General features: G+C 55.9%; 21 protein-coding genes and 3 pseudogenes. 16 read left to right on the forward strand and 8 right to left on the reverse strand.

Translation table 11 applies throughout. The features are described from left to right. Position 1: 1 nt before the first annotated feature. The 3 genes from tsaD (at position 2) to groL (ending at position 3,148) form a co-directional block, all read left to right on the forward strand. Positions 2 to 1,057, forward strand: a complete 1,056-nt coding sequence (tsaD, locus tag CBE74_RS14870) for a tRNA (adenosine(37)-N6)-threonylcarbamoyltransferase complex transferase subunit TsaD (protein WP_087453426.1) — start codon at positions 2 to 4, stop codon at positions 1,055 to 1,057. 160 nt (positions 1,058 to 1,217) lie between these two features. After that, on the forward strand, positions 1,218 to 1,514 hold the full coding sequence (gene groES, locus CBE74_RS14875) for a co-chaperone GroES (RefSeq protein WP_004566891.1): 297 nt from the start codon (positions 1,218 to 1,220) through the stop codon (positions 1,512 to 1,514). 11 nt (positions 1,515 to 1,525) lie between these two features. Beyond that, positions 1,526 to 3,148 (forward strand): chaperonin GroEL, encoded by a 1,623-nt coding sequence (gene groL, locus CBE74_RS14880; RefSeq protein ID WP_087453427.1) that lies wholly within the window; start codon positions 1,526 to 1,528, stop codon positions 3,146 to 3,148. Between the two features lie 84 nt (positions 3,149 to 3,232). On the opposite strand, the gene CBE74_RS14885 is transcribed toward groL, so the two are convergent. Further along, on the reverse strand, positions 3,233 to 3,514 hold the full coding sequence (locus tag CBE74_RS14885; RefSeq protein ID WP_087453428.1) for a WhiB family transcriptional regulator: 282 nt from the start codon (positions 3,512 to 3,514) through the stop codon (positions 3,233 to 3,235). 321 nt (positions 3,515 to 3,835) lie between these two features. Here CBE74_RS14885 and CBE74_RS14890 point away from each other — a divergent pair, with 321 nt between their 5' ends. Further along, complete coding sequence (locus CBE74_RS14890) at positions 3,836 to 4,417, forward strand: sigma-70 family RNA polymerase sigma factor (RefSeq protein ID WP_087454831.1); 582 nt, start codon at positions 3,836 to 3,838, stop codon at positions 4,415 to 4,417. A gap of 2 nt (positions 4,418 to 4,419) precedes the next feature. Beyond that, on the forward strand, positions 4,420 to 5,298 hold the full coding sequence (locus CBE74_RS14895; RefSeq protein ID WP_171483303.1) for a hypothetical protein: 879 nt from the start codon (positions 4,420 to 4,422) through the stop codon (positions 5,296 to 5,298). A 12-nt stretch (positions 5,299 to 5,310) separates the two neighbouring features. Here CBE74_RS14895 and CBE74_RS14900 read toward each other — a convergent pair whose 3' ends face one another. Continuing rightward, the gene (locus CBE74_RS14900; RefSeq protein WP_087453429.1) at positions 5,311 to 5,721 is read right to left on the reverse strand and encodes a DUF5319 domain-containing protein; all 411 of its coding nucleotides are present in this window, start codon (positions 5,719 to 5,721) and stop codon (positions 5,311 to 5,313) included. A 139-nt stretch (positions 5,722 to 5,860) separates the two neighbouring features. Between CBE74_RS14900 and guaB the strand changes: the two genes are divergently transcribed. The 5 genes and pseudogenes from guaB (at position 5,861) to CBE74_RS14925 (ending at position 12,789) form a co-directional block, all read left to right on the forward strand. Then, positions 5,861 to 7,381: an IMP dehydrogenase gene (gene guaB / locus CBE74_RS14905; RefSeq protein WP_087453430.1), complete on the forward strand. Its 1,521-nt coding sequence runs from the start codon at positions 5,861 to 5,863 to the stop codon at positions 7,379 to 7,381. 26 nt (positions 7,382 to 7,407) lie between these two features. Continuing rightward, the gene (locus CBE74_RS14910) at positions 7,408 to 8,550 is read left to right on the forward strand and encodes a GuaB3 family IMP dehydrogenase-related protein (protein ID WP_087453431.1); all 1,143 of its coding nucleotides are present in this window, start codon (positions 7,408 to 7,410) and stop codon (positions 8,548 to 8,550) included. Between the two features lie 161 nt (positions 8,551 to 8,711). Continuing rightward, positions 8,712 to 10,571, forward strand: a complete 1,860-nt coding sequence (locus CBE74_RS14915; protein ID WP_087453432.1) for an APC family permease — start codon at positions 8,712 to 8,714, stop codon at positions 10,569 to 10,571. A 67-nt stretch (positions 10,572 to 10,638) separates the two neighbouring features. Next, complete coding sequence (guaA, locus tag CBE74_RS14920) at positions 10,639 to 12,213, forward strand: glutamine-hydrolyzing GMP synthase (RefSeq protein ID WP_087453433.1); 1,575 nt, start codon at positions 10,639 to 10,641, stop codon at positions 12,211 to 12,213. Between the two features lie 127 nt (positions 12,214 to 12,340). Then, positions 12,341 to 12,789, forward strand: a pseudogene (locus tag CBE74_RS14925) (imm68 putative immunity domain-containing protein). On the opposite strand, the gene CBE74_RS14930 reads toward CBE74_RS14925, so the two are convergent. Next, positions 12,786 to 13,832, reverse strand: coding sequence for a PspC domain-containing protein (locus tag CBE74_RS14930; RefSeq protein WP_087453434.1), 1,047 nt, complete (start codon positions 13,830 to 13,832; stop codon positions 12,786 to 12,788). The pseudogene CBE74_RS14925 and the gene CBE74_RS14930 sit on opposite strands and share 4 nt — an antisense overlap. Positions 13,833 to 13,937: 105 nt before the next feature. On the opposite strand from CBE74_RS14930, the pseudogene CBE74_RS14935 reads away from it, so the two are divergent. Then, positions 13,938 to 14,971, forward strand: a pseudogene (locus tag CBE74_RS14935) (PspC domain-containing protein). A 5-nt stretch (positions 14,972 to 14,976) separates the two neighbouring features. After that, positions 14,977 to 15,667 (forward strand): annotated as a pseudogene (locus CBE74_RS14940) (LuxR C-terminal-related transcriptional regulator). 4 nt (positions 15,668 to 15,671) lie between these two features. Here CBE74_RS14940 and CBE74_RS14945 read toward each other — a convergent pair. Then, positions 15,672 to 16,304 carry an AMIN-like domain-containing (lipo)protein gene (locus CBE74_RS14945; RefSeq protein ID WP_087453436.1) on the reverse strand — a complete coding sequence of 211 codons (633 nt, stop codon included), beginning with the start codon at positions 16,302 to 16,304 and terminating at the stop codon, positions 15,672 to 15,674. 183 nt (positions 16,305 to 16,487) lie between these two features. Between CBE74_RS14945 and CBE74_RS14950 the strand changes: the two genes are divergently transcribed. Further along, positions 16,488 to 17,354: a sucrase ferredoxin gene (locus tag CBE74_RS14950; protein ID WP_166741031.1), complete on the forward strand. Its 867-nt coding sequence runs from the start codon at positions 16,488 to 16,490 to the stop codon at positions 17,352 to 17,354. Between the two features lie 179 nt (positions 17,355 to 17,533). Here the strand turns inward: CBE74_RS14950 and CBE74_RS14955 are convergent, their stop codons facing one another. The 4 genes from CBE74_RS14955 to CBE74_RS14970 form a co-directional block, all read right to left on the reverse strand. Beyond that, a complete protein-coding gene (locus tag CBE74_RS14955; RefSeq protein WP_087453438.1) occupies positions 17,534 to 18,211 on the reverse strand; it encodes a methionine ABC transporter permease in 678 nt (225 codons plus the stop codon). Beyond that, positions 18,208 to 19,230, reverse strand: a complete 1,023-nt coding sequence (locus CBE74_RS14960; protein ID WP_087453439.1) for a methionine ABC transporter ATP-binding protein — start codon at positions 19,228 to 19,230, stop codon at positions 18,208 to 18,210. Before CBE74_RS14960 ends, CBE74_RS14955 begins: the two co-directional genes overlap by 4 nt. A 45-nt stretch (positions 19,231 to 19,275) precedes the next feature. Next, complete coding sequence (locus CBE74_RS14965; protein ID WP_087453440.1) at positions 19,276 to 20,118, reverse strand: MetQ/NlpA family ABC transporter substrate-binding protein; 843 nt, start codon at positions 20,116 to 20,118, stop codon at positions 19,276 to 19,278. A gap of 228 nt (positions 20,119 to 20,346) precedes the next feature. Then, entirely contained in the window at positions 20,347 to 21,213 is an 867-nt protein-coding gene (locus CBE74_RS14970) for a MetQ/NlpA family ABC transporter substrate-binding protein (protein WP_134316402.1), read from the reverse strand. Between the two features lie 512 nt (positions 21,214 to 21,725). On the opposite strand from CBE74_RS14970, the gene CBE74_RS14975 reads away from it, so the two are divergent. From CBE74_RS14975 to CBE74_RS14985, 3 genes are read left to right on the forward strand one after another with little or no spacing between them, the layout of a single operon-like run. Continuing rightward, positions 21,726 to 22,184, forward strand: a complete 459-nt coding sequence (locus CBE74_RS14975; protein WP_171483310.1) for a PH domain-containing protein — start codon at positions 21,726 to 21,728, stop codon at positions 22,182 to 22,184. A 53-nt stretch (positions 22,185 to 22,237) separates the two neighbouring features. After that, positions 22,238 to 23,485, forward strand: coding sequence for a PH domain-containing protein (locus tag CBE74_RS14980; protein ID WP_087454833.1), 1,248 nt, complete (start codon positions 22,238 to 22,240; stop codon positions 23,483 to 23,485). A 59-nt stretch (positions 23,486 to 23,544) separates the two neighbouring features. Beyond that, complete coding sequence (locus CBE74_RS14985) at positions 23,545 to 24,501, forward strand: metal ABC transporter substrate-binding protein (RefSeq protein ID WP_087453442.1); 957 nt, start codon at positions 23,545 to 23,547, stop codon at positions 24,499 to 24,501. The last annotated feature ends 72 nt before the right edge of the window (positions 24,502 to 24,573 follow it).

Genomic DNA, 24,573 nt, shown 5'->3' on the forward strand with positions numbered 1-24,573 from the left:
CATGATTGTCCTTGGCATCGAATCGTCGTGCGACGAGACCGGCGTGGGCATTATTGAACTTTCGCCCGATGGAAGCATGCGGATCCTCGCCGACGCAGTGGCCTCCTCGATGGAGGAGCACGCGCGCTTTGGTGGCGTGGTCCCCGAGATTGCTTCTAGGGCGCACCTTGAGGCGATGGTTCCGGTGATGCGGCGGGCATTGGATGAGGCGGGCGTCGATAAGCCTGATGCGGTGGCTGCGACCGTAGGGCCTGGACTTGCCGGTGCCTTGCTGGTGGGGGCTTCCGCGGCCAAGGCCTATGCGGCGGCGTGGGATGTGCCTTTTTACGGTGTGAATCATCTGGGTGGGCACGTCGCAGTGGCCAATCTGGAGGGCGAGGAGCTGCTTCATGCCATCGCACTTTTGGTGTCGGGCGGGCATTCGCAGCTGCTGGAAGTTCAGGCCGTGGGTAAACCAATGAAAGAGCTGGGATCCACGCTTGACGACGCCGCTGGGGAAGCCTACGACAAGGTTGCACGGCTGCTCGGCCTGGGATATCCAGGCGGCCCGGTGATCGATAAGCTCGCCGCGCGGGGAAACCGCAAGGCTATCCGCTTTCCTCGGGGACTTTCGCGTGCCGACGATCTGCGCGGTGAGCACCGCTACAACTTTTCTTTCTCTGGCCTAAAAACATCCGTGGCGCGCTACGTGGAAAAAGCGGAACGCGAGCAGACCGTGATTAGCGTTGAAGACGTGTGCGCCTCCTTTCAGGAAGCTGTGTGTGATGTGTTGACACACAAGGCGATTCTTGCCTGCCAAGACACCGGCGCCAAAGTCTTGCTCCTGGGCGGCGGGGTGGCGGCTAATTCACGACTTAGGGAGCTGGCGGCGGCGCGATGCCAGACAGCTGGTATTGAGCTTCGCGTCCCGCGCTTCAAGCTGTGCACGGATAACGGGGTCATGATCGCTGCCGTGGCGGCGCAGCTCATTCACGAAGGCGCACCGCAGTCGGGGTTGAGCATTGGCACTGATACCTCGTTGGAAGTGGAAATTCCGCTTGTGTATGCAGATATGTAAAACAGGGGAGTTCGCTGGCAGATAACTTTGTTGAGTGCTGGCACTTGCAGGGGTAGAGTGCCAGTAGGTTGTACTCACACAGTTGTTCACCCGCGACGACGGCTGTGCTGGAATTCCCGCAACCGGCACAAGAGAAACTTCATTGTACGGAAGGTATATCGTGGCTAACGTCAACATTAAGCCCCTTGAGGACCGCGTCCTCGTCCAGATCAGCGAAGCTGAGACCACCACTGCTTCTGGCCTGGTTATCCCAGACTCCGCTAAGGAAAAGCCACAAGAGGGTGTGGTTGTTGCAGCAGGTCCTGGCCGTTTTGACGGTGACGACCGTGTTCCTATGGACATCAAAGAGGGCGACACCGTTGTGTTCTCCAAGTATGGCGGAACCGAGCTGAAGTACAACGGTGAAGAATACCTCCTGCTCAACGCTCGCGACGTTCTCGCGATCATTGAGAAGTAAGGCGACTATCTATGGCAAAGCTGATTGCATTCAACCAGGAAGCCCGTGAAGGCATCCTGAAGGGTGTGGACACGCTGGCTAATGCGGTGAAAGTAACGCTTGGTCCCTGTGGCCGCAACGTGGTGCTGGAAAAGGCTTTTGGTAGCCCGACGGTGACCAACGATGGCGTGACCATCGCCCGCGAAATCGACGTCGAGGATCCCTTTGAGAACCTCGGTGCTCAGCTCGTGAAATCGGTGGCGGTAAAGACCAACGACATCGCTGGCGACGGCACCACCACCGCAACGCTACTGGCACAGGCTGTTATCACAGAAGGCTTGCGCAATGTTGCCGCTGGAGCTAATCCAGTCGAGCTGAACCGTGGCATCCTCGCGGCGGCTGATAAGGCCGTGGAGAAGCTTCGTGAGCGTGCAGCAGAAGTAGCTTCCGCTGCGGACATCGCCAACGTAGCTACCGTGTCCTCCCGTGACGCTGAGATTGGCGACATGGTTGCTGCAGCGATGGAAAAGGTGGGCAAGGACGGCGTAGTAACAGTCGAAGAGTCCCAGTCCATCGAGTCCTACCTTGATGTGACCGAAGGTGTGTCCTTTGACAAGGGCTACTTGTCGCCGTACTTCATCACCGACACCGATTCCCAACGCGCTGAGCTCGATGACCCGTACATCCTTCTTGTGCGGAACAAGATCTCCTCGCTGCCGGACTTCCTGCCGCTGCTGGAAAAGACAGTCGAAGCAAACAAGCCGGTTCTTATCATCGCGGAAGACGTAGAGGGCGAGCCTCTGCAGACTCTCGTGGTGAACTCCATCCGGAAGACGCTGCGCGCTGTGGCTGTGAAGTCTCCGTATTTTAGTGAGCGTCGTAAAGCATTCATGGATGACCTTGCGGTCGTCACGAGTGCCACCGTGGTTGACCCAGAGGTCGGCATTAACCTGAATGAGGCTGGCGTTGAGGTATTTGGTACCGCTCGCCGTGTGACCGTGACCAAGGATGAGACCATCATCGTCGATGGGGCGGGAACCTCCGACGCAGTGGAGAATCGTCGCCAACAAATCCGTCGCGAGATCGAAAACACAGATTCCAGTTGGGATCGTGAAAAAGCTGAAGAGCGCCTGGCTAAGCTCTCTGGTGGCGTCGCAGTGATCAAGGTCGGCGCAGCTACGGAAACTGAGGTCTCCGAGCGCAAACTGCGAGTCGAAGACGCTATCAACGCTGCTCGTGCGGCAGCGCAAGAGGGCGTTATCGCTGGCGGTGGCTCCGCGCTTGTACAGATCGCGAAGGAACTGCGCGTATACGCTGAGGAGTTCGATGGCGACGCTAAGGTCGGCGTCAACGCTTTGGCTAACGCTTTGAGCAAGCCCGCTTATTGGATTGCTGACAACGCAGGTCTCGACGGCGCTGTTGTGGTCTCCAAGATCGCTGAGCTGCCCAACGGGGAAGGCGTCAACGCTGCAACCCTGGAATACGGGAACCTGATCGAACAGGGCATCATCGACCCCGTCAAGGTCACCCACTCTGCAGTGGTCAACGCAACGTCTGTTGCTCGCATGGTCCTAACCACCGAGGCATCTGTTGTGGAAAAACCCGTTGAGGCTAAACCACAAGCCGGTGGGCATCACCACCATCACCACCACTAGAATCGCTACCACTAGAACAACGGTGTAAAAATCCCGAGCGTTGGTTTCCTACCACGCTCGGTATTTTTGTTATTGAATTGAGAACTAGGCGTGTCGCTGCGCCAGCATTGACGCCCGCTCCGATTCGGAGAGTCCTACCCAGATCCCATAAGGCTCAGCGTATTGGAGCGCATGCTGCCTGCAATTCCTCATCACCGGACACAAAGCGCAAATTTCTTTCGCCTTGCGTTCGCGAGACCGCCTGGCAAGGCCTCGCTCGCCCTCGGGGTGATAAAAAATTTCCGATTGGGTTCCCCTACACGCTCCGTGCAATTGCCAATCCCATAACTGGGCTTGCGGAGCCGGTAATAGGTCGGTGTTGTGCATATGAAGGGTGGTCCTTATGTCAGAGGCATGCCAGTAGACATGCCAGTGGGCTGGGGCAGACTCTAAATATGAGGGAAAGCTGCGTTCTCGATTGTGGGGGTGTGAAGTAAACAAGGCATGGACGCGGAGGAAAGAGGGAGAAAATTCTGGAAAGAATCGACGATTCTTTCCAGAATCCTCGCTACGACTAGAGTTGATAACTGAGGCTATGTCCCAGGTATTATTTACTTTTTGTATCGTTAGATAATGCGGTGGTTCTTATATGGACTAGAAGCACCGCCGATAACCGAGCTTAGACGAGCTCGGTTCTGCACATGAATGATGGAAGAGAAAGGGCTAGCAGTGGCCGAAACAGAGACTGAGCTCTCAAGTCTCGTACCGCGCGCTGCCGGGGGTGATTCTCGGTCGCTGCAACGGGTTATCTCCATCATTTACCCGAAGGTGCTGAGCTATGCGCGCATTCGCTTAAACAGCGGTCGGCATCCGACCCCGGAGGACGTGGCTCAGGAGATTTGCTTGGCGGTGGCTACGTCGATAGGCAAATTTGTGGACCAGGGGAAGCCTTTTATGGCTTTTGTGTACGGTATTGCGTCCAACAAAGTCGCTGATGCTCACCGGGCGTATTCCCGTGATGTGGCCAATCCCACGGAGGATGTTCCAGAAACTGAGGTGGAACTCGAAACGCCGGAATCGTTTGCGCTGGTAGCGGCCGGTAGTAACAGAGTGAGGGAACTTCTCGATTTACTAGGTGATAAGCCTCGCGAGATTATTACTCTTCGAGTTTTTGTGGGGCTCTCGGCTGAAGAAACAGCGGAGATCGTTGGTAGCGCGCCAGGTGCGGTGCGTGTAGCGCAGCATCGGGCACTTGCCACATTGCGCAAGGCATTAGAGCAGGAGAACTAAGGATGACAGAACGCCGTTGGGCGAGAGACGGGGTCGAGGCCACGCAATCTGTTGAGCAGTTGCAGGCAGACGACCAGTTTCTAACGCACCTGTCTCAGGGCGTTGACCCGACCGATGGGCAGGACCCGTTGGCTCGGTTGTTCTTGGATGCTCGCGCTGAGATTCAGGCTGATGTTCCGCAGGCTCCCACGTTGGCAATGCTGGGTCTTGGCTCAGTGGAGGAGTTTCCCACGGGAGAATTAGCCCCGGTAGAGGACTCCTCGGAGTCTGCCCCGCTTATCGACGCCCCCGTGGCCGAGGTTATCGAGCTTCCTCGCCGTAGGTGGAGCAACGCCGTTGCTCATGCCTTGGTTGGTGCAGCAGCAGCAACGCTCATCATTGCTGGTGGCGGCACCGCTATTTATAACGCAGGTGAAGGCTCCGCGTTATATGCGTTGAATCAAAAGTTCTTTGGACAAACAACAAATACTGAGGCCGTAGTAGCCCTTGCCTCAAAGCTGGACCAAGCGAATGATCTCAACGCCAAAGGCGATAAGGAAGGCGCGCGCCAACTACTTGAGCAGGCCCGAGAGCTGGTCAATATGCTCAACGCATGCGATCGCGCGCAAGCCGAAGAACGAATCAAAGAGGCCGAACGCGGCAGCACAGTAGCCCCGGTACCTCCACCGGCTGAGCCAGAAGCCTCTTCTGAAACGGTAGTTACTACCGTGACCACTACGGTGACGGAGACTGTCACCGTGGAGCCTGCCCCGGCGCATTCTACGTCTGTGGCTCCAAGCGTTGATCGTTCCACAGCCCCAAGCAGCTCAGCTGTTGTTTCGACGCCTGCGCCTACCCCCGTACTTGAGCTGCCGCAGCCGGACCATTTCCAAGTCCACTAGGGGCTGCGGCCGTTAGAAGAAGCGGGGTGCCTCGAGTCCGTCGAGGTATCCTAGGCAATAATCCCAAGGAACATAGGCTTGGGTGTTGGGGTTGAGGCTGGGCTCGTGGACTGGGCTGAGCTCGCCATTGAGGGTGGCTCGGATGTTTTCCAGCATGATGTCCCAGTCGTAATAATGTTCCTCGTTGCAGTCTTCGCAGAGGAAGAAAATTCCGTTGATGCCACGGGGCTGTAGGACTTTTTTGAACCGTTGGACCAGTCGTAGGTCTTCTTCGATGTGCTTTTTCTCAGCCTCGCTGAGTGGTGGCAAGGGCTCGTCTTCATCTAAGAACGACGCGGGATCGTTCGGATCATCAGCGAAGGGGTCGCGGGGCATTTGCCAGTCAAAGTTCACGTGCTTAACCATATTGGTCCGTCTCAGCATGGGCAAGCATCTGCGATTCCACCTGTGGATTCCTGCAAAATGCTGGTAGGGGTTAGTCTAGGTAGAGCGTGAAAACGCCCATTTTCCGAATGCATGCACCCACAGCGGTCACATATTTACCTTTGGTAGGAGTACATAGATGACGCAGCAGCGCGTATCTACTGGTGGCGACAACCCAGACAAAGTGGCTCTCGTTGGCCTGACATTTGATGATGTTCTCCTTCTCCCCGACGCATCTGACGTCATCCCGAGTGAAGTGTCTACATCTACGCAGCTTACCCGCAACATATCGCTCAATATTCCGATCATCTCTGCAGCCATGGATACGGTTACAGAGTCGCGTATGGCGATTGCGATGGCCCGCGAAGGCGGCATGGGGGTTTTGCACCGTAACCTTTCCATAGAGGAACAAGCCCAACACGTAGAGACAGTCAAGCGCTCTGAATCCGGCATGGTGACAGACCCAGTTACGTGTTCCCCCGACATGAGCATCGCGGAAGTAGATGCACTGTGCGCCCGCTTCCGAATCTCCGGATTGCCGGTAGTCGATGACAATGGAACCCTCTTGGGAATCTGCACTAACCGCGATATGCGTTTTGAGCAGGACTTCAGCATCAAAGTCTCGGAGATTATGACTCAGATGCCGCTTGTTGTGGCAGAAGAAGGCGTGACAAAGCAGCAGGCGCTGAACCTGCTTAGCGCTAACAAGGTGGAGAAGCTGCCGATCGTCGATAAGCAAGGAAAGCTTGTCGGACTGATCACGGTGAAAGACTTTGTGAAGACCGAGCAGTACCCGCATGCCTCCAAGGACAGCACTGGCCGACTGCTGGTCGGCGCAGGCATTGGAGTAGGGGAGGAATCCTGGACTCGCGCCGGAGCGCTTGTCGACGCCGGCGTGGACGTGCTCGTCGTCGATTCCGCGCATGCGCACTCCAGTGGTGTTTTGGACATGGTTTCCCGGGTCAAGAAGGAATGGGGAGACCGCGTCGATGTGATCGGCGGAAACCTCGCCACTCGCTCGGCAGCAAAAGCCATGATCGAAGCAGGAGCCGACGCTATCAAAGTTGGTATTGGCCCTGGCTCGATATGTACAACCCGCGTTGTCGCAGGTGTGGGTGCGCCCCAAATCACCGCGATTATGGAAGCCTCCGTCCCAGCTCACGCAGCAGGCGTCCCAATTATCGCAGACGGCGGCATGCAATTCTCCGGCGATCTAGCAAAAGCACTGGCAGCCGGAGCCTCCTCTGTCATGCTTGGCTCCATGCTGGCAGGCACCACCGAATCACCCGGTGAGATCGTCGTCGTGGGCGGAAAACAGTACAAGCGCTACCGCGGCATGGGCTCCATGGGTGCAATGCAGGGCCGAGGGCTCAGCGGCGAGAAGCGCTCTTACTCCAAAGACCGGTATTTCCAATCGGATGTTAAGAGCGAAGACAAGCTTGTTCCGGAAGGAATCGAAGGACGCGTCCCATTCCGTGGTTCCATCGAGGCCATCACGCATCAGCTGGTAGGTGGTCTGCGGGCATCCATGGGGTACACCGGATCGGCTACGATAAATGATTTGTGGAACGCTCGCTTCGTCCAAATTACTTCTGCTGGGCTTCGCGAATCACACCCGCACCACATTCAGCAGACAGTCGAAGCACCTAACTACCACTAATAAAATCGGGAAGGTTCCTTTTCATCATGCGTGATTACGTCGAAATCGGAATTGGCCGTGAGGCTCGCCGCACTTACTACCTAGATGACATCGCGGTCGTACCAGCGCGTCGCACACGGTCCTCCAAAGACGTGGATACTACGTGGCACATTGACGCCTATACCTTCAAAGTGCCATTTATGTCCCATCCCACCGATGCGCTGGCAAGCCCCGAATTTGTCATCGAGATGGATAAACAAGGTGGACTCGGCGTAATCAACGCGGAAGGCCTGTGGGGCCGTCATGCGGACTTGGACGCGGCAATCAACGAGATCGTAGAGGCACATGGCCAAGATGAACTTGATCTAGCCTCGCTTGGCCGAGCTACCAAGAAACTGCAGGAACTGCATGCCGCAGAACTGGATAAAGATCTGCTCACCGAGCGGATTGCCCAGGTACGCGGCTCGGGAGCCGTTGTGGCAGTACGCGTATCGCCACAAAAGTGCCGCGAGCTTGCTCCTTTGCTGATCAAAGCAGGCGCCGATCTGCTCATCATCCAAGGCACCATCATTTCCGCTGAATACGTAGAAACAAGCGGCGAGCCGCTCAACCTCAAAGAATTCATCGGATCGATTGATGTGCCAGTAATCGCTGGCGGCGTCAGCGATTACACCACTGCGCTTCACCTCATGCGCGCAGGTGCAGTTGGCATCATCGCCGGTGGTGGCTCAAACACCAACGACCTAGCCTTAGGCATCGACGACTCCTTGGCCACCGCTATCGCAGGCGTGGCCGCAGCACGTCGCGATTACCTCGACGAGACCGGAGGACGCTATGTCCACGTGATCGCCGACGGGAACATCAATAACTCTGGACAAGCTGTCAAAGCTATCGCATGCGGTGCGGACGCAGTCATCCTTGGGGAACCCCTTGCCAGGGCCACCGAAGCCGCAGGCAAAGGACTTTTCTGGCCATCAGCTGCAGCGCATCCGCGTTTCCCGCGAGGCATCGTGGGAACCGTTGGGATTATTCCCACCACGGAGCGCGTCAGCCTCGAGGTCGTCTTGCATGGGCCATCTGCAAACGTGTTCGGCGAAGAAAATTTTGTCGGCGGACTCAAGCGCGCTCTGGCTAAGTGCGGCTACACGGATTTGAAGAGCTTCCAAAAAGTTGAGTTGACGATCCGATAGAATCGTCGATTCTTTCCCACACAACGCCGGTATCCCTGTCATGGGGGCCGGCGTTTTGTGATGGCGTCGATAAGCAATGAACCTAGGAGCCGCAACGTACTGATTTATTGCACAGTGAGAGCTATTGGTCTTGGGGCCGCCTAGGCGTAGAACTGTCTTCCATGACGCATCTGGTCAAGAGGGATCGCCGGTTACAGGAGTCCCCAGCCACCAAGCACCCTTGGTGGAAGGTCATGTGCCTGACTGGTGTGGACTACTATTCCACGCTCGGTTACCAGCCTGGCATCGCAGTCGTTGCTGCAGGAGCGCTGGTGCCTATTGCCACGCTGGTGCTTGTGGCTGTGACGATGCTGGGCGCAGTGCCCGTCTATCGGCGTATTGCGCGCGAGTCGCCAGACGGTCAGGGATCCATCGCAGTGCTGTCCCATTTTGTGCATGGTTGGAAAAGGAAATTCCTGATCCTTGTACTGCTCGGGTTTGCTGCAACGGACTTCACCATCACCATGACGCTGTCGGCTTCAGACGCCACGGCTCATCTGCTACACACGACGTCCAGCCCATGGACGATTCCGCTGACGATCGCTATGCTGGCGTCGCTGGCGTTGGTGTTCTACCGGGGATTCACTGAGGCAATTAGGGTATCGGTGGTCCTAGTCAGCGTCTATTTGGTTCTGACCGCCATCATCGTGACCACAGGGCTCATTCGAATCGGCCTGCACCCCTCCATGGTGGGGGACTGGTGGCAGTCTGTGATCGTCGCGCACCCGCAGCCACTGGGCATCGTCCTCGTGGCGCTGCTGGTTTTCCCCAAACTCGCATTGGGCCTCTCCGGCTTTGAAACGGGAGTGGCAGTCATACCGCAGATCGACGGCGGCGCAGAAGGCCGCGCGGGGAAGGTGCGCGCCGGGCGGAAGCTACTGCTTGTGGCTGCGTCTATCATGAGCGTGTTCCTCATTGCCTCGTCGATCGTGGTCACCCTACTTGTTCCTGCAGATTCGCTTATCGACGGCGGCCCTGCCAACGGCCGCGCCCTCGCATACCTCGCCCACGAGCAATTTGGCCCGTTCTTTGGCGGTGCTTATGACCTGGTCACCGTGGTGATCCTGTGGTTCGCTGGTGCTTCAGCCATGGCCGGCATGATTAACCTGATTCCACGTTATCTACCGCGTTATGGCATGGCCCCCGCGTGGGTGGCTAAGACACGCCCGATGGTGAAAGTGGTGGCCGCTATTACTTTTGCCGTAGCCATAATTTTTAGGGCAAACGTGGATAAGCAATCTGGGGCCTATGCCACGGGTGTCCTAGTTCTTTTGCTCTCCGGGGCGTTAGCGGTCACGCTCTCGTCTGCTGTGGACGTTCGGCGCAAACGCGGCCCGCATTGGAAGCCATTCGCTTATGGCCTGGTGACGTTGGTTCTGGGTTACACCACAATCACCAACATGGTTGAGCGCCCCGAGGGACTCAAAGTGGCTTTTTGGTTTATCGTGGCGATCATCGTGGTATCTATGGTTTCCCGCGTGGGCAGAGCTTTTGAACTGCGCAGCCCCATTATTTCTTATGACGAGAAGGCGCTGCGCATCATCGATTCCACCTGTGGCCCCTTTGCGATCATTGCGCATTCCATAGGCTCCGATGACCCAGCCGAATATGAGCTCAAAGAACACGAGGTCCGGGCCCGCAATCACATTCCAGATTCTCAGCCCGTCATCTTTTTGGAGGTAGGGATACGAGACGCCAGCGAATTTAGCTCAGCGCTTGTGGTCACAGGGCATGTGTGCGGGGGACACACGATTCTTCGCACAGAATCTGCAGCCATCCCGAATACCATCGCGGCGCTCGCAGTGGATATGCATCACCGCGGGAATGTGGACGTGTACTTTTCTTGGTCGCCAGGTTCTCCTGTGCGCGATATGCTGCGCTATCTGGCTATCGGTAAAGGACAAAACGCGGTTGTAGTCCACGAGATAATTTGGCGCGCTAATAAGGACGGAAAACCGCATCCGCATGTCCACTTGGGATAAAGCTTCTCGACGCTCGTCGCTAAGCCCCGGTATCTAGGGTCCTAGCCCATGCGGTAGTGTATGCAGCGTGACACAGCAAACTCCCCAAAAACATAATCCGGTACTAGTCGTCGACTTCGGCGCTCAGTATGCGCAGCTCATTGCCCGGCGCGTCCGCGAAGCAAAGATCTACTCGGAAGTGGTTCCACATACCGCGACCGTTGAAGAAATTAAAGCCAAAAATCCTGCGGCGCTAGTCTTGTCGGGTGGCCCCTCGTCTGTTTATGAGACCGGGGCGCCGTCTCTTGACCCAGCGTTGCTGGAATTAGGAATCCCTGTCTTCGGTATTTGCTATGGATTCCAGGCGATGACCCATGCGCTTGGGGGAACCGTCGCCAACACCGGCAACCGCGAATACGGACGTACCGAGTTGGTCGTCGAGGGCGGCATACTGCACGACGGATTAGAAAAGGCCCATAAGGTTTGGATGAGTCACGGCGATGCTGTGTCTCAAGCTCCGGAAGGATTCGTCGTTTCTGCCCACTCGGAGGGTGCTCCGGTTGCGGCGTTTGAGTGCGTCGAAAAGCGCATGGCGGGCGTGCAGTATCACCCCGAGGTGCTGCACTCGCCGCACGGCCAAGAGGTTCTGGTTCGCTTCCTCACAGAGATCGCAGGGCTGGAGCAGAATTGGACGGCGGCAAATATCGCTGAAGAGCTTATCCAGGCGGTTCGGGATCAGGTTGGTCCTGAAGGCCGTGCGATTTGTGGTCTTTCCGGTGGCGTCGATTCTGCGGTGGCGGGAGCGTTGGTGCAGCGCGCCATCGGTGATCGTCTCACGTGCGTCTTTGTGGATCATGGTCTGCTGCGTGCCGGTGAGCGAGAGCAGGTGCAGAAGGACTTTGTGGCGTCGACAGGCGCTAAGTTGGTGACGGTTGACGAGCGGGCAGCTTTCCTGGATAAGCTGGCTGGTGTCACCGAGCCAGAGGCAAAGCGCAAGGCCATCGGTGCGGAGTTTATCCGTTCCTTCGAGCGTGCTGTCGCCGGTGTGCTGGAAAGTGCTCCGGGAGCGAGCGTAGATTTCCTTGTCCAAGGAACTTTGTACCCGGATGTTGTTGAATCTGGTGGCGGCGCGGGCACCGCGAATATCAAGAGCCACCACAACGTCGGCGGACTTCCCGATGACGTGGAGTTTAAGCTCGTTGAGCCGCTGGGTCTGCTTTTCAAAGACGAGGTTCGCGCGGTTGGTCGGGAACTAGGCCTGCCCGAGGAGATCGTGAATCGCCAGCCCTTCCCAGGTCCTGGCCTCGGCATCCGCATCATCGGCGAGGTCACCGAGGATCGCCTAGAGACCTTGCGCGCCGCTGACCTTATCGCCCGCACCGAGCTCACGGCTGCCGGTTTGGACGACCAGATCTGGCAGTGCCCTGTGGTGTTGCTTGCCGACGTCCGCTCCGTGGGCGTTCAAGGCGATGGTCGCACGTACGGTCACCCGATTGTGCTGCGCCCAGTGTCCTCCGAAGACGCGATGACTGCGGACTGGACGCGCTTGCCTTATGAGGTCTTGGAGAAGATCTCTACGCGCATCACCAACGAGGTGCCAGACGTCAACCGCGTGGTTCTCGACTGCACGTCCAAGCCCCCAGGAACCATCGAGTGGGAGTAATCGCTGACTAATGGCTACCGAGTTGTCGGTAGCCATTAGCGTTTTTATTAGTGTGTTTCGCGGATGCAACTGCGCATAATTGGGTCTAAACTCTGGTTGCAGTAAACGCACGAGGAAGGATACTGCGATGATTATCGATACCTACTGGGGGAAATTCTTCGGCGATTCCGCCGATAGCCGCACCCTGACGCAGTACCTTGACTCCAAAAGCGAAGTGCTCACGATCGAGGAAATCTTCCAAGACTTTCACCTCGACGAGCTCCACGGAAACTACACCGAGGCTTCCCTCGACGGAGCCGGTTTCCACTTCGATTCAGCATTCCAGTTGGTCCTAGACCTCTCGGTATTGATCCTAGAATCCAAGAAAGTGGGGCGTTTAACCTTGCGCGCATCGGCGGCCCCCACGATCGTATGATGCGCATCGACGCCACCTCCGAGCGCATCCTTCCCCTGGCCATAGCCCTCAAACATTATGCCCTCAGCCCCGAGGACTATCGCCTTGAGCGTATCGACGAATCCGACTGGTACGAGCTCGGAAACCTCTGCGAAGAGGTCCGAGCCCAACTGGATTCTTAACCCGTCGGCTGCACCGTGACATCGCCAATGCCACTGGTCACCCGCAGCTTCAACGTTTCTCCCTGCGCGTCAGGGTTATGTACTCCCTCGGTGCAGTGCTTATCGCCGATTCGCGTCCCACAGCTGACCTCCACTCGTACCTTTTCTGGTAACAGGACATGCACGTCGCCGACCTTTGTCTGAACCTGGACCTGACGAGGCTTATCCAAAGACTCGATACGGCTGAGGTCGAGACTAATGTCGCCGGCTCGGAGAGTGTAGGAGTCTGCAAGCTGTGTGGCGGTGGCAGGCCGTGCGTTGATGTCTCCGAAAGAATCGTCGATTCCTTCCCGAGGACCAAGCATCGCAGCAACGATGACAATGCCACTAGCAAACCACATCAGCCCTCTGATCCACGGGTTACGACGTTTCTTAGGTTGTGGCGCTGGGCCGGGTTCCGGAAGATCCCAAGCAAAAGGGGCGGTCCCTAGAGGATCCCACGCTGGTGGCTGCTGTGCAGTAAACGGTGCAGTGAATCCTTCCACCGGACTATAAGAGCTTAAGTCTACGTGCGGGCCTGCGGCGTCCGGGTGCTGTTGCAGCAATCCCATTGGAGGTTCAGGCGTGCGTTGGTGCAATAGGTACCATGCGAGGAAGAACACGATGAATGCGCCAAAATGACCTACCCCAAACAGTACTGTATCTGAGCTTCCGGATGAAAGAGCTATCACCAAGATCACCAGAATGAGTGTCCATCCGGTGTTTCGTTCGCTACGTAAGATTTTGCTGTCTTTGACGGACGCGTCTTGACGCAACAAATCAACAGGTGCTTTTACAAGCGAATACTTTGGCATCAGAAACCAAGCGATGAGGTATAAGGAAATACCGCCACCCAGGAAACCGAAGATAACAAAAAAGATGCGTACCAACGTCGGGTCGATTTGGTAACGAACCCCAATGCCCTCACACACGCCTAAGAGTTTCGCCTCGCTGCCTTGCTCGCGAGGTAAACGCACCGGGCGAGTGTCCCACATCTGATGAAGTGTCTCGTTCATGCTTTCCATTGTGAACGCTTATACGGAAATACACATCGGGGAAGACCCTGAATTAGTAAAAATCAGGGTTTCACCTGATGGGGTAATCAGAAACGCTATGGGAAAATAGCATGCATGCAACAGGCCTATCCTCCTTTCTATCGAGACCGTGATAACAACGTCATCGGAGGCGTCGCCGCGGGTTTAGCCAGATATTTTGGTTTTAGTGTGGTGCGGGTTCGGATAGGGCTTGCCGCGTTGGCTTTATTCAACGGGGTAGGGGTGATGGTTTATACGGCCTTGTGGATCTTCACGACGTCAAAGTCTTTCCGGAAAGACTTCTGAAACATTGGCGTGGACGCAGTCAACAAACTGGCTTCTAGCGGTCGCCGCGCTAGGCGGGGCGTTCGGTGTCTCGGGATTTTTGTGGAAAGCAGCGGGCATTTCTTCGGGAGTTGTGGCGGCTTTTGGGGTCATTGGTGTTGGCGTGTTGTTGGCATGGCTCGCTTATGACCGGATTACTTCTGATTATGCGGTGGTCATGATTGGGGTGGGGGCGTCGTTAGTGTTTGTGGGAGTGTTGTTTGCGGCGGTCCAATGGCAGGATCGTCAGTTTTTTGGTTCGGCTGTGATTACGGTGGTTCTTACTTTGGCTGGTGTGGCGGCGTTAGTGGTGCCGTTTGTGGTGCGGGTGTTGCAGCGGCTGAGCGTGGGGCGCGCGGAAAAGGCCGCGGCTGATGAGCGGGCGGAGATTGCGGCAGTGGCTGGTTTCCCCACGGGAGGATGCCACGGTTTTTAAGGCGATCGAGCGGGCCTGTGGCGAGGTGGAAGACATGTTTGCCATAACGATTTCGCCTGTGATTGTGGGGGAGGATCGGCCGTTGGATGCGTCGATGAAGTCCGCGGTGTTGGCTGCGCGTGAGGCGATGGTGAATGCGGCGAAGCATTCGGGGGAGAACTCTGCGGATGTGTATGCGGAGTGTTTTGAGGAGTTGGCTATTTTTGTGCGGGATCGTGGGCCGGGGTTTGACCTTGAGACTGTGGATGAGAGTCGGCATGGAGTTCGCGATTCTATCCTGGGTCGGGTGAAGCGTGCTGGCGGTGACGTGCAGATTCATAATTCGGCGGGAACTGAGGTAGCCATTCGCATGCCTTTCAAGAAACAATAGGAGGCATGAAGATTTTTCTCGTTGACGATCCATTCTGTGTTCCGTGCGGGCGTTAGCGCTGAGATTGGGGGTGAAGTGGAGATCGTGGGGGGGGGGGAGGGGGAAGCTGGGACTGTCAGCGAGGCCGTGGCAGTCATTGATGCTTCGCAACCCGATGTGGTGCTTCTCGACGTCCACATGCCCGACGGCGGCGGGGTAGCAGTGTTGCGTGGGGTCGAAACGCCTGCGCGCTTTTTGGCTTTGAGCGTTTCCGATGCCGCTGAGGACGTGATCTCAGTGATTCGCGCGGGGGCCAGGGGTTATGTGACAAAAACGATTTCGGGCACAGAGCTTGTCGACGCCATCACGCGGGTGCACGACGGCGACGCCGTGTTTTCGCCACGACTAGCGGGTTTTGTCCTCGATGCCTTCGCCCGTCCCGATCCCATGGGGGCCGGGGTTGTCGATTCTCCGGAGTCGGACAGGGAAGTAGAGGAGGGTAAACAGGTTTCTGACCCGATAGTGGACGCGCTGACCCGGAGGGAATTGGAAGTGCTGCGCCTACTAGCCCGCGGGTACACGTATAAAGAAATTGGGGCGCAGCTTTTCATATCGGTCAAAACCGTCGAAACGCATGCTTCGAACATTCTGCGGAAGACCCAGCAGTCGAATAGGCATGCGCTTACCCGCTGGGCACACTCCCGCGACTTAGCTTAGGGTGCTAGGACTGCGAACGGATGTCGATCACAACGCGCGTGGGGTTGGGGACGATCTGCACGGAGTAAGGGTGCTCGGAATCCAAACCGATTACAAATTGTGAACGGCCTTCTACGGTGCCAGCAGATTTGACCTCGGTGATGTTTCCAACGCCCTGTACAGTGCCGATCTGCGGATCCTGCTTACCTAGCTCAAAGGGAAGCAGTGTGCCGTCAATGTTGACGTTGAGCGCTGCCTTACCGCGAACCTGGATGGGATTACCGCTTGCCTGTTGCGTCGGGGACGACGTGTAGTCCACAAACCAGCCGGGCGTTCCAGTTCCTTCGATATCAAAGACCACGCGATCAAAGGTCTCGTGATGCCCAACTCGGACACCTGTGACGATGGATTCGGACTTCTCGGGACGCTGTGTTTTCGCTTCCTTGTTGGCATCGCCCAGAGGGACGAGTCCTGCATTAGATGAGGATGCAGGCGCCGAAGGCAACTCCGAGTGTGTAGATGCGGAAGTAACAGCATCCTTTGGTGCGGAGGCTTTATCCGTAGAACAAGCGGCTAGTCCCGTCACACTTAGGGCAGCTGCAAGCGCAGCAGCGGGCAGCTTCCAACGGGAGGGACTGCCAACTGGGTGTTCATTCATGTGTCCTACCGTAACGTGTCAGGCGACTTCTAATGAAGCTTAGAGGCGATATTCCAGGCAATCGTTGTGAAATTGAGATACGCATCAGATGTGCTGCCTCTTAATGCGTGGGTGATTTCCCGCATTGATCGCATAGATGAGGCTTAGCTGCACCTTATTTAATTACACGATACGCTAATCGTCATGACTGACCTGTGCTCTGACGTTCACATCGAGCCTTTACCCGGAACTTCCAAAGTGGGCGATACCTATGTGTTGCTAGAGCACACCGGGGCATGGAGCCATGACATTCTTGACGGAAATACATTTACCGCAGAAGTGTCCTCGAGGCTTAAAGCGTTGGGCGTGGGACTCTACCTGATTCGGAAGCCGGGGCGAGCTGGGCACGTCGATAAGCCACTCAAAACGGTGTACTTAGTGTTCGGATCCGCGGGAATCGCGGAAACTCTAACAGTAGAAAACGCCGAAGACATTTGTTCCTTGGACCTTTCGGGGCCGGGGAAAAACGGGGCAACACGGGTTGTAGACCCAATCCTTCTTATTTGCACCCATGCCAAGCGAGACGCCTGCTGCGCGATCAAAGGACGCCCGATCGCGGCATCGCTGTGCCGGGCCTTCCCAGAAGCTCCTATTTGGGAATGCAGCCATACCAAAGGGCATCGCTTTGCGCCTTCTATGGTTCTGATGCCGTGGGGATACGCCTGGGGCCGGCTCAACGAAGTCGCATCGCAAGAGCTCTATCGCACCGCACGACGCGGCGAACTGTTCCTCCCAGGGTGCCGAGGCCGAGGGCTGTGGGCGCCCGAGGGACAAGTAGCGGAGATCGCGGTGGCAGAGCACGTGGCGAATAATGGCGAAAAACCACAACTTGGGCAGTTTGTGTGGGAAAGAATCGACGATTCTTCCCTGATCACCGAGGCATCGGGCGATCGGTCTTGGGTCGTGACTATGCATGAGGCTGAAGTGGAAGGCGTTGTGGCGTCGTGTGGGAATCCTCCGACAACAGGAAAAGCCTGGTTTGTTGATTCAGTAGTGAGACGGCAGCCGTAGACCACAAGATCACGGCAGCGAATTACTAGCGGTGAAGTGTTTATAGCGCGATCACCAGTCGCGCCGGGGAAACTATGCCAACTATGCCGGGGGTACTAAGCGGGCATGCTATGAAGATAAGAAAGTGGGCGCCATACAAGAAAAGTATGACGCCCACCGGAAAGAATCGACGATTCTTTCTATCGTCGCATGATTTTCTTTGATAGCCAGTTACCAAAGAGCTGCGCAATCTGGACGATGAGGATGATCACGAAGGTCGCTACGTAGGTGACCTCCCAATCGTAGGCACGGTAGCCGTAGACGATGGCAAAGTCTCCCAGACCGCCGCCGCCGATATAGCCGGCCATGGCAGACATATCCACGATGGCGATAAAGATAAAGGTGTAGCCGAGGACTAGCGGTCCTAGAGCCTCGGGGACAATCACCGACGTGATGATTTTCCAGGGGCTTGCTCCCATGGAACGAGCAGCCTCGATGACACCGGGATCAATTGTGACAAGGTTTTGCTCCACGATGCGCGCAACGGCGAAGGTTGCGGCGATGGACATGATGAACATGGCGGCTTCGCGACCAATGGTCGTGCCCACTACTGCCAGTGTGAGGGGGCCGAATGCCGTAATCATGATGATAAATGGGATAGGTCGAACAAAATTCACCAAGATATTAATAACGGTGTAGATGAATTTGTTCTGGAGAATTCCGCCGGCGCGGGTGGTATACAGCAGGACGCCGAGGGCAAGACCAAGCAGGCCACCGACGACGAGAGTGACCGACACCATGATGAGGGTGTCCACGATGGCGGAGGTGAAGGTGTCGCCAAGACGGGACCAGTTGGCGGCGAGGATCTGAGTGGTCATCGCTGGATCTCCTGGATGTCGGTGGTGGTGGAAAGGTAAGCGAAGAAGTTGTCAATGACGCTGTCGGGGCCGGTGAGGCGGACAGTGACTTTGCCAAAGGAATGTTTCTGCAACGTAGTGATGCCGCCGTGCACGATTCCGATTCCGGCTCCTGCGTCCTTGGCCTGCGCCGCTGCGGTGAAAAATCCTGAGTCCTCAGAGAGTGTGATCGTAAAGAGTCGGCCCTCGTGCGCCAGAAGATCTTCCGATTCAATGGCGTCGGGAGTATTGCGTAACGACGTAGCAACGAAGCGCTGGGCCACGCGCGTCTGAGGATGCGAAAAGACTTCGTAGACGCTGCCGTATTCGACCACTTTTCCGTTTTCCATGACAGCAACTTTGTCGGCGATAGAGCGGATAACATCCATCTCATGAGTAATCACGACGATGGTAATTCCCAACTCGCGATTGACCTTACGCAAAAGGTCGAGGACTTCATGCGTGGTTTCTGGGTCCAGCGCTGAGGTGGCTTCGTCGGCAAGCAAAAGCGCCGGGTTGTTGGCGAGCGCACGGGCAATGCCGACGCGCTGCTTTTGTCCGCCCGATAGTTCTTCAGGGTAATTGCCGCCGCGATCGGAGAGCCCCACGAATGCGAGGAGCTCGTCGACACGCCGCTTGCGCTCCTGCTTATCGACGCCCGCCAGCTTCAACGGATACTCAATATTTCCGGCAGTCGTGCGAGAGGTAAACAGGTTGAATTGCTGAAAGATCATCCCAATGCCAGCACGAATGCTGCGGAGCTTCTTCTCTGGCATGCCCACGATGTCAGTGCCGTCTAGACGCAGATGCCCCGAGGTAGGGAAGTCTAGGCCGTTAATCATGCGGACAAGTGTTGATTTTCCGGCGCCAGAATAACCAATGACGCCAAGAATTTCGCCCGGCTCGACGGTCAAGCTGACGCCATCGAGAGCGGTGATATTTTTCTTACCTGAGCTGAAGACTTTGGTGATGTCTTCAAACTCAATACGGGTTCCGTTCATAGGGAATGCCTTCTGCTGTTAAACGCGTAAAACGTGGGCCAAACTTTAGGATTGCTTTTGAAGTCGATCGAGAATCTGCTGTAGCTCCTCAGGCGAGCGCTTGACTTCCACGGAGGTCCCCTTTGAATCCTCTGCCAGTGCGGCCTGCACCTCGGAGGTGTGCCACAACTCGATAAGCTTCTGCCACCTCGGGTCGTCCTTATTCTCCTTCTTAGCCACTAACACATTGATATAAGGCTCTGCCTCAGCAGAAGAAGGATCGTCTTGGAAAATCGTGGTTTTGGCATCGATCCCTGCGCGATCGAGGAAAGTGTTATTGATGACCGCAGGTTTGCCCTCGCCATAAGCCGCCGGCGCTGAAGCCGCCTCAACCGGGGTGACGGAGACCTTGGACTGTTCCTTATCGATGTCTGCCGGTGCCGGTAGATCGGGGCTGCCATCTTTAAGTTTGAGCAAACCCGCCGCCACCAACACATTCAATGCGCGAGCTTGGTTTGTCGGGTCATTAGGAATTGCTACGGAGTTTCCCTCAATTCCGTCGAGCGAATCATGGCCCTTCCAAAACAGTGCCAGAGGGATAATCTCCGTCGAACCGACAGGCACCAAATCAGAGCCAGACTTGACGTTATATTCGGCAAGGAACTTCAAATGCTGGAACAAATTCACATCCAGCTGGTTCTGGCTGAGAGCTTGGTTAGGAGTGGAGAAGTCCGAAAATTCGACGACATCGAGCGTGATTCCCGCTTCTGCCGCTTTGTCTGTCCAGACTGTCCATGCCTTTTTCGTGGAGTCAGTGGTGCCGATTCGGACAGAATCGTCGATTCTTTCCGAAGAACAAGCGACAAGCCCTGTGCCTGCGATGGCCGCGATGCTGTGACGAATATTCATGGACGCGTGTTTTCTTCCTTTTGGCAGGTGCTCGGCACGTATGCTTTTGCTGCTTTATGAAAATCAGTTGAATTTTTGTTATCGCTGGCAGAGTAGTCGAGCGAACTTATTTTGTACAGCTTGGTCTATTCGGTGCTGAGTTAGGTCGGGGTGCTGATGGCCTACAAGGCATAAACGCCCTGTCCCCGGCGATATGGCCGGGGTGGGGCGTCGATAAGCGAAAAGCCGTTATTTACCTTGGATCTCTTCGAGGCGCTTGAGGATCTTTTGCAGTTCCTCGGGGGAGCGCTTTACCTCAACGGAAGTGCCCTTGGAATCTTCCTTGACACCCTCTTGGACTTCGGTGGAGTGCCACAGCTCGACTAGCTTGGCGATGTTCGGGTCATCCTTCTTGTCGGCCTTGGTGACGAAAGCGTTGATATAAGGCTCGGCTTCTTGGGACTCTGGGTTGTCTTGGAAAACAGCGAGCTTCGGATCAATGCCAGCTCGGTCCAGGAATGAGTTGTTGATGATAGCTGGTTTGCCTTCGCCGTAGGCGGCGGTCGTCTGGGCTGCGTCGATGGGGGTGACCTTGACTTTGGAAGCACCTTCATCGATGTCTGCGGGCGCTGGCGTGACTAGGCCATCGTGCTTGAGCTTGAGCAGTCCGGCTTGGACAAGCACGTTGATCGCGCGGCCCTGGTTCGAGGAATCGTTAGGGATGGCGATGGATTCGCCGTCGATACCGTCTAAAGAGTCGTGACCCTTCCAGAACAACGCTAGAGGGACGATCTCGGTGGCTCCGACAGGGGTGAGGTCGGCGCCTTTTCCGGTGTTGTACTCTGCGAGGAATTTGAGGTGCTGGAAGAGGTTAACGTCGATTTGGTTCTGATTCAGAGCGTCGTTGGGGGTGGAGTAATCAGAGAAGTCGACGATATCGAGTTTGATTCCGGCTTCCTTGGCCTTGTCCTCGAAGGCGCTCCAAGCCTTCTTTGTGGAATCCGTTGTGCCGATTTTAATGGTGGTTCCGTCCTTGGCATCGGAGGAGCACGCGACTAAACCCGTTGCGGCAAGCGTGGATGCGGCGATAACGGCGAGGCTGCGGAGCAGTTTCATTGTGGAGTCCTTTAGCGAGATTTTGTTCGGGTGTTATGAAGATAAAAGGGTGAGCAAGAAAGCTTTTCGACGCCAGCCGAAGGTCACTTATCTATAGACAGCTCGGTTAACCGATTGGACTCTATGAGGATGATCGTGACGACTGAATCGTACATATAGGATCTGGAGGGCAGTGTGGTTAGCACTGTTCAGTGCCTATTTTTGTTCAGGCGAAGATGGAAATCCTCTAGGTTTATGCGGTTATCACTGGGACAGTAGTTGAGGTCGGTCAAAATGTACAGCTTTGTCTAGTAATTGATCTTATTTTTGTAGATTAAAAGTTCTAATAGGGTGCCGCTTGGATAGGCTCGGCGGTAGAAAATGCCTGTAAGCCATATATTTTTCAGTCTGTGTAATCGTGTTGTTAAATTTATCGACTTTATATTTGAATAAATTCATTCAGGGGTGAGGCGAAGAGCAGATGGGGAAGATGTGTGGGAAAGAATCGACGATTCTTTCCCACCTTTGCCAAAATGGTCGTTGTGAACCCGGTTTCCTCCAAACTCGTCGCGGCTCGCCTTATTGCGTTGATGCCTTGCTTCGTGGTCGCTTTTGTTGGTTTTGCTATCTCTGCGTATGTGTGGAGTCCTTGGTTGTGGGCGGGGGGTGTCGTTACGCTCGTGGCTGCGTTGTGGGTGGCGTGGCTTATTCCTTTGCAGGTGCGAAACCTTGGCTGGGAAGAGCGTGATGATGAATTGCTGATTACTAAGGGAAAGATGTGGCGGACACTCACCGTGGTGCCTTACGGCAGGATCCAATTTGTCGATGTCACCGAGGGGCCTATCGCTTCGCGCTTTGGTCTTGCCCGCGTTGAGCTGCATACTGCCTCTTCCACGAGTGATTCGGCGATCCCTGGCCTGGAGGTTGATCAGGCTCATGAGCTTAGGCGGAGGTTATCGGAAAAGGCTCGGGAGAGGATGAGCGGGCTATGACCTCGGAGGCTCAGGGCGAGCGTGTGTTATCTAGGGGGGAGCGGGTAGCTGGCATGCGCAGGGTGCATCGGCTGACTCCCTTGCTTCGCTTTTGGAGCGGGATCGTGGCGCTTGTGTCTTTGCTGGTGGTCAATATTGATCGGGACGAGATTCGTTTTGTTGTTGAGCATCAGGATTATGTGTTTTATGCCGTGGGGGCGGTGCTGCTGAGTGTGCTTGTGGTGTGGGCGGTGTCGGGGTTCTGGTGGAGGTCGGAAGGCTTTGACATCACGGAACAAGACGTCACCGTTGCGCGCGGAGTTCTTAACGCGAAGCTGCGTTCCGCCAGGCGTGATCGCATTCAAGCTGTGGACATCGTGGAGTCGGTGATTGCGCGACTATTTCGCGTGGTGGAGGTGCGCGTAGAGACTGCAGGCGGCAGGGATTCCGTACTGACGATTGGCTATCTGACGCGTGAAGAAGGGGAAGCCGTTCGACGTGAGTTGCTGGGGGAGCCTGTCGAACAATCAGGGGAGCATATTCGAGTTTTCAGAATCTTGCTGGGCACTGCGTTGACGCACGGCACGTGGTTGTGTTGCGTGGGGCTGCTGTTTCTGGTTCCTGGCGGAGCTACCGCGGCGGTGCCTTTTGTGGTGGGAATCGTCCCTTCCGCCTGGGGAGTGATCGATAAAGGGTGGCAGTTCCAGTCCAGCTTTGTAAGTGACGCGGAGGGGCCGAGCATTCACGTGTCCTATGGTCTGGCTGATCGTCGGAAGCAATCCATTCCTTTGTCGCGGATTCATGCGGTGGAAATTTCGCAACCCGCGTTGTGGCGCTTTGTCGGTTGGTGGCGAGTGCGGGTCTCGGTCGTGGGCTATGGGGTTAAGGACAAAAAAGCGGGGACGACGACGTTGCTTCCGGTAGGCACATGTGATCAAGCAATGGATTTGGTACGTGAGATCACCGGAATTTCCCTCGATCCACGGCGAGAGAGCGATCCCACTTTGAGAAGCCCGCGCCGGGCGCGGTGGATTTCCCCGTTGGATGTGAGTAATCAGACAGTAAAGCTTTTCGACGGCTATGCGGTGACGCGGTTTGGGTGGCTTCGTCGGCGCGCGGCTGTGGTGGAAACGGCGCATATTCAGGAACTTAGCGTGGTCCAAGGGCCTATTCAGAGATTGCTGCGATTACAGACCGTGCGTTTAGACCTTGTGGCGGGGCCGGTGTTAATGCAGGGGCGTGATCTTGGTGAGGTGCAGGCACAGGAACTGGTGAACTCTTTAAGGGGTAGAAAGTTCAACGCGTTGAATGACGCGTCTTGATATAGGTGAAATGTGGTGTTAGCTTCTGTTTTGGAATATTTTTCAAACAGGAGCATTTCATGTCTAAACTTGCCCGCGGTTTGGCCGCAGGAATGGTTGTTTCCCTTGTTCTCGTCGGATGCTCAAGTGCCGGCAACAATAAAGATAAGGGCCATAGCAAACTCGGAGTTGTGGCGACCACCACCCAAATCTGCGATTACATGAAAAACATCGACGCCGACGTTAACCTCACGTGCCTGCTAGCCCCCAACGCTTCAGCGCACGAACATGAGATGACTCGTGAACAAATGGACGCGTTGCCTAAAGCCGATCTGCTCCTGAAAAACGGCATCGACCTCGAACACTTCCTTGACAATGCTGTCACGTCCTCGGGATTCTCCGGGACTACTGTGGATACTTCTGAAGGCGTCTCTATAGCGAAGTGGCCATTCCCTCCAGAAGAAGGCGAAAGCCAGCCTGAATTCACCCACGATCCGCATATTTGGACAAGCCCACGCAACGCGAAAATCCAAGTGGAAAACATTGGAAAAGCATTGGAAAAGGCCGACCCAGATCATGCGGCTGAGTACAAGAAACGGGTGGATGGGTACGTCGAAAAGCTTGTAGACCTTGACAAGTGGATCTCTGATTCCCTGGCATCCGTCCCAGAGACGGAACGCATCCTCTTTACCTCGCATGATGCTTTCGGCTACTTCTCACGGGACTACAGCGTGAAGTTCATCGGGGCCGCGCTCTCCGACTTCAACTCTCAGCAAGACGCCACCGCGGATCACATCAATTCAGCCGCCGCCCAGGTGCGCGAATCCGGTGCCAAGGTGCTCTTCGCGGAAAACTCCAACAGTTCGCGTTCCATCGAAGCCGTGGCAAAGGCCGCCGGGGTGAAACTCGGTGGAGAACTCTACGGAGACTCCCTAGGCCCTGACGTCACCTACATTCAATCAATCGTCCACAATGTGGAGGCCTTGGTAGAAGGATGGGGCGGCAAACTCGCAGAAAAGCCAGCCTCGCTGGGATAATCCGACTCTTCACCAAACGCGTCATGAAGGCCTTCCTATGAAGGTCCTCACCTGTCTTTCGAGAGAAAACCC

It is taken from the genome of Corynebacterium silvaticum (genome assembly GCF_002162115.2).
GTDB lineage: Bacteria > Actinomycetota > Actinomycetes > Mycobacteriales > Mycobacteriaceae > Corynebacterium > Corynebacterium silvaticum.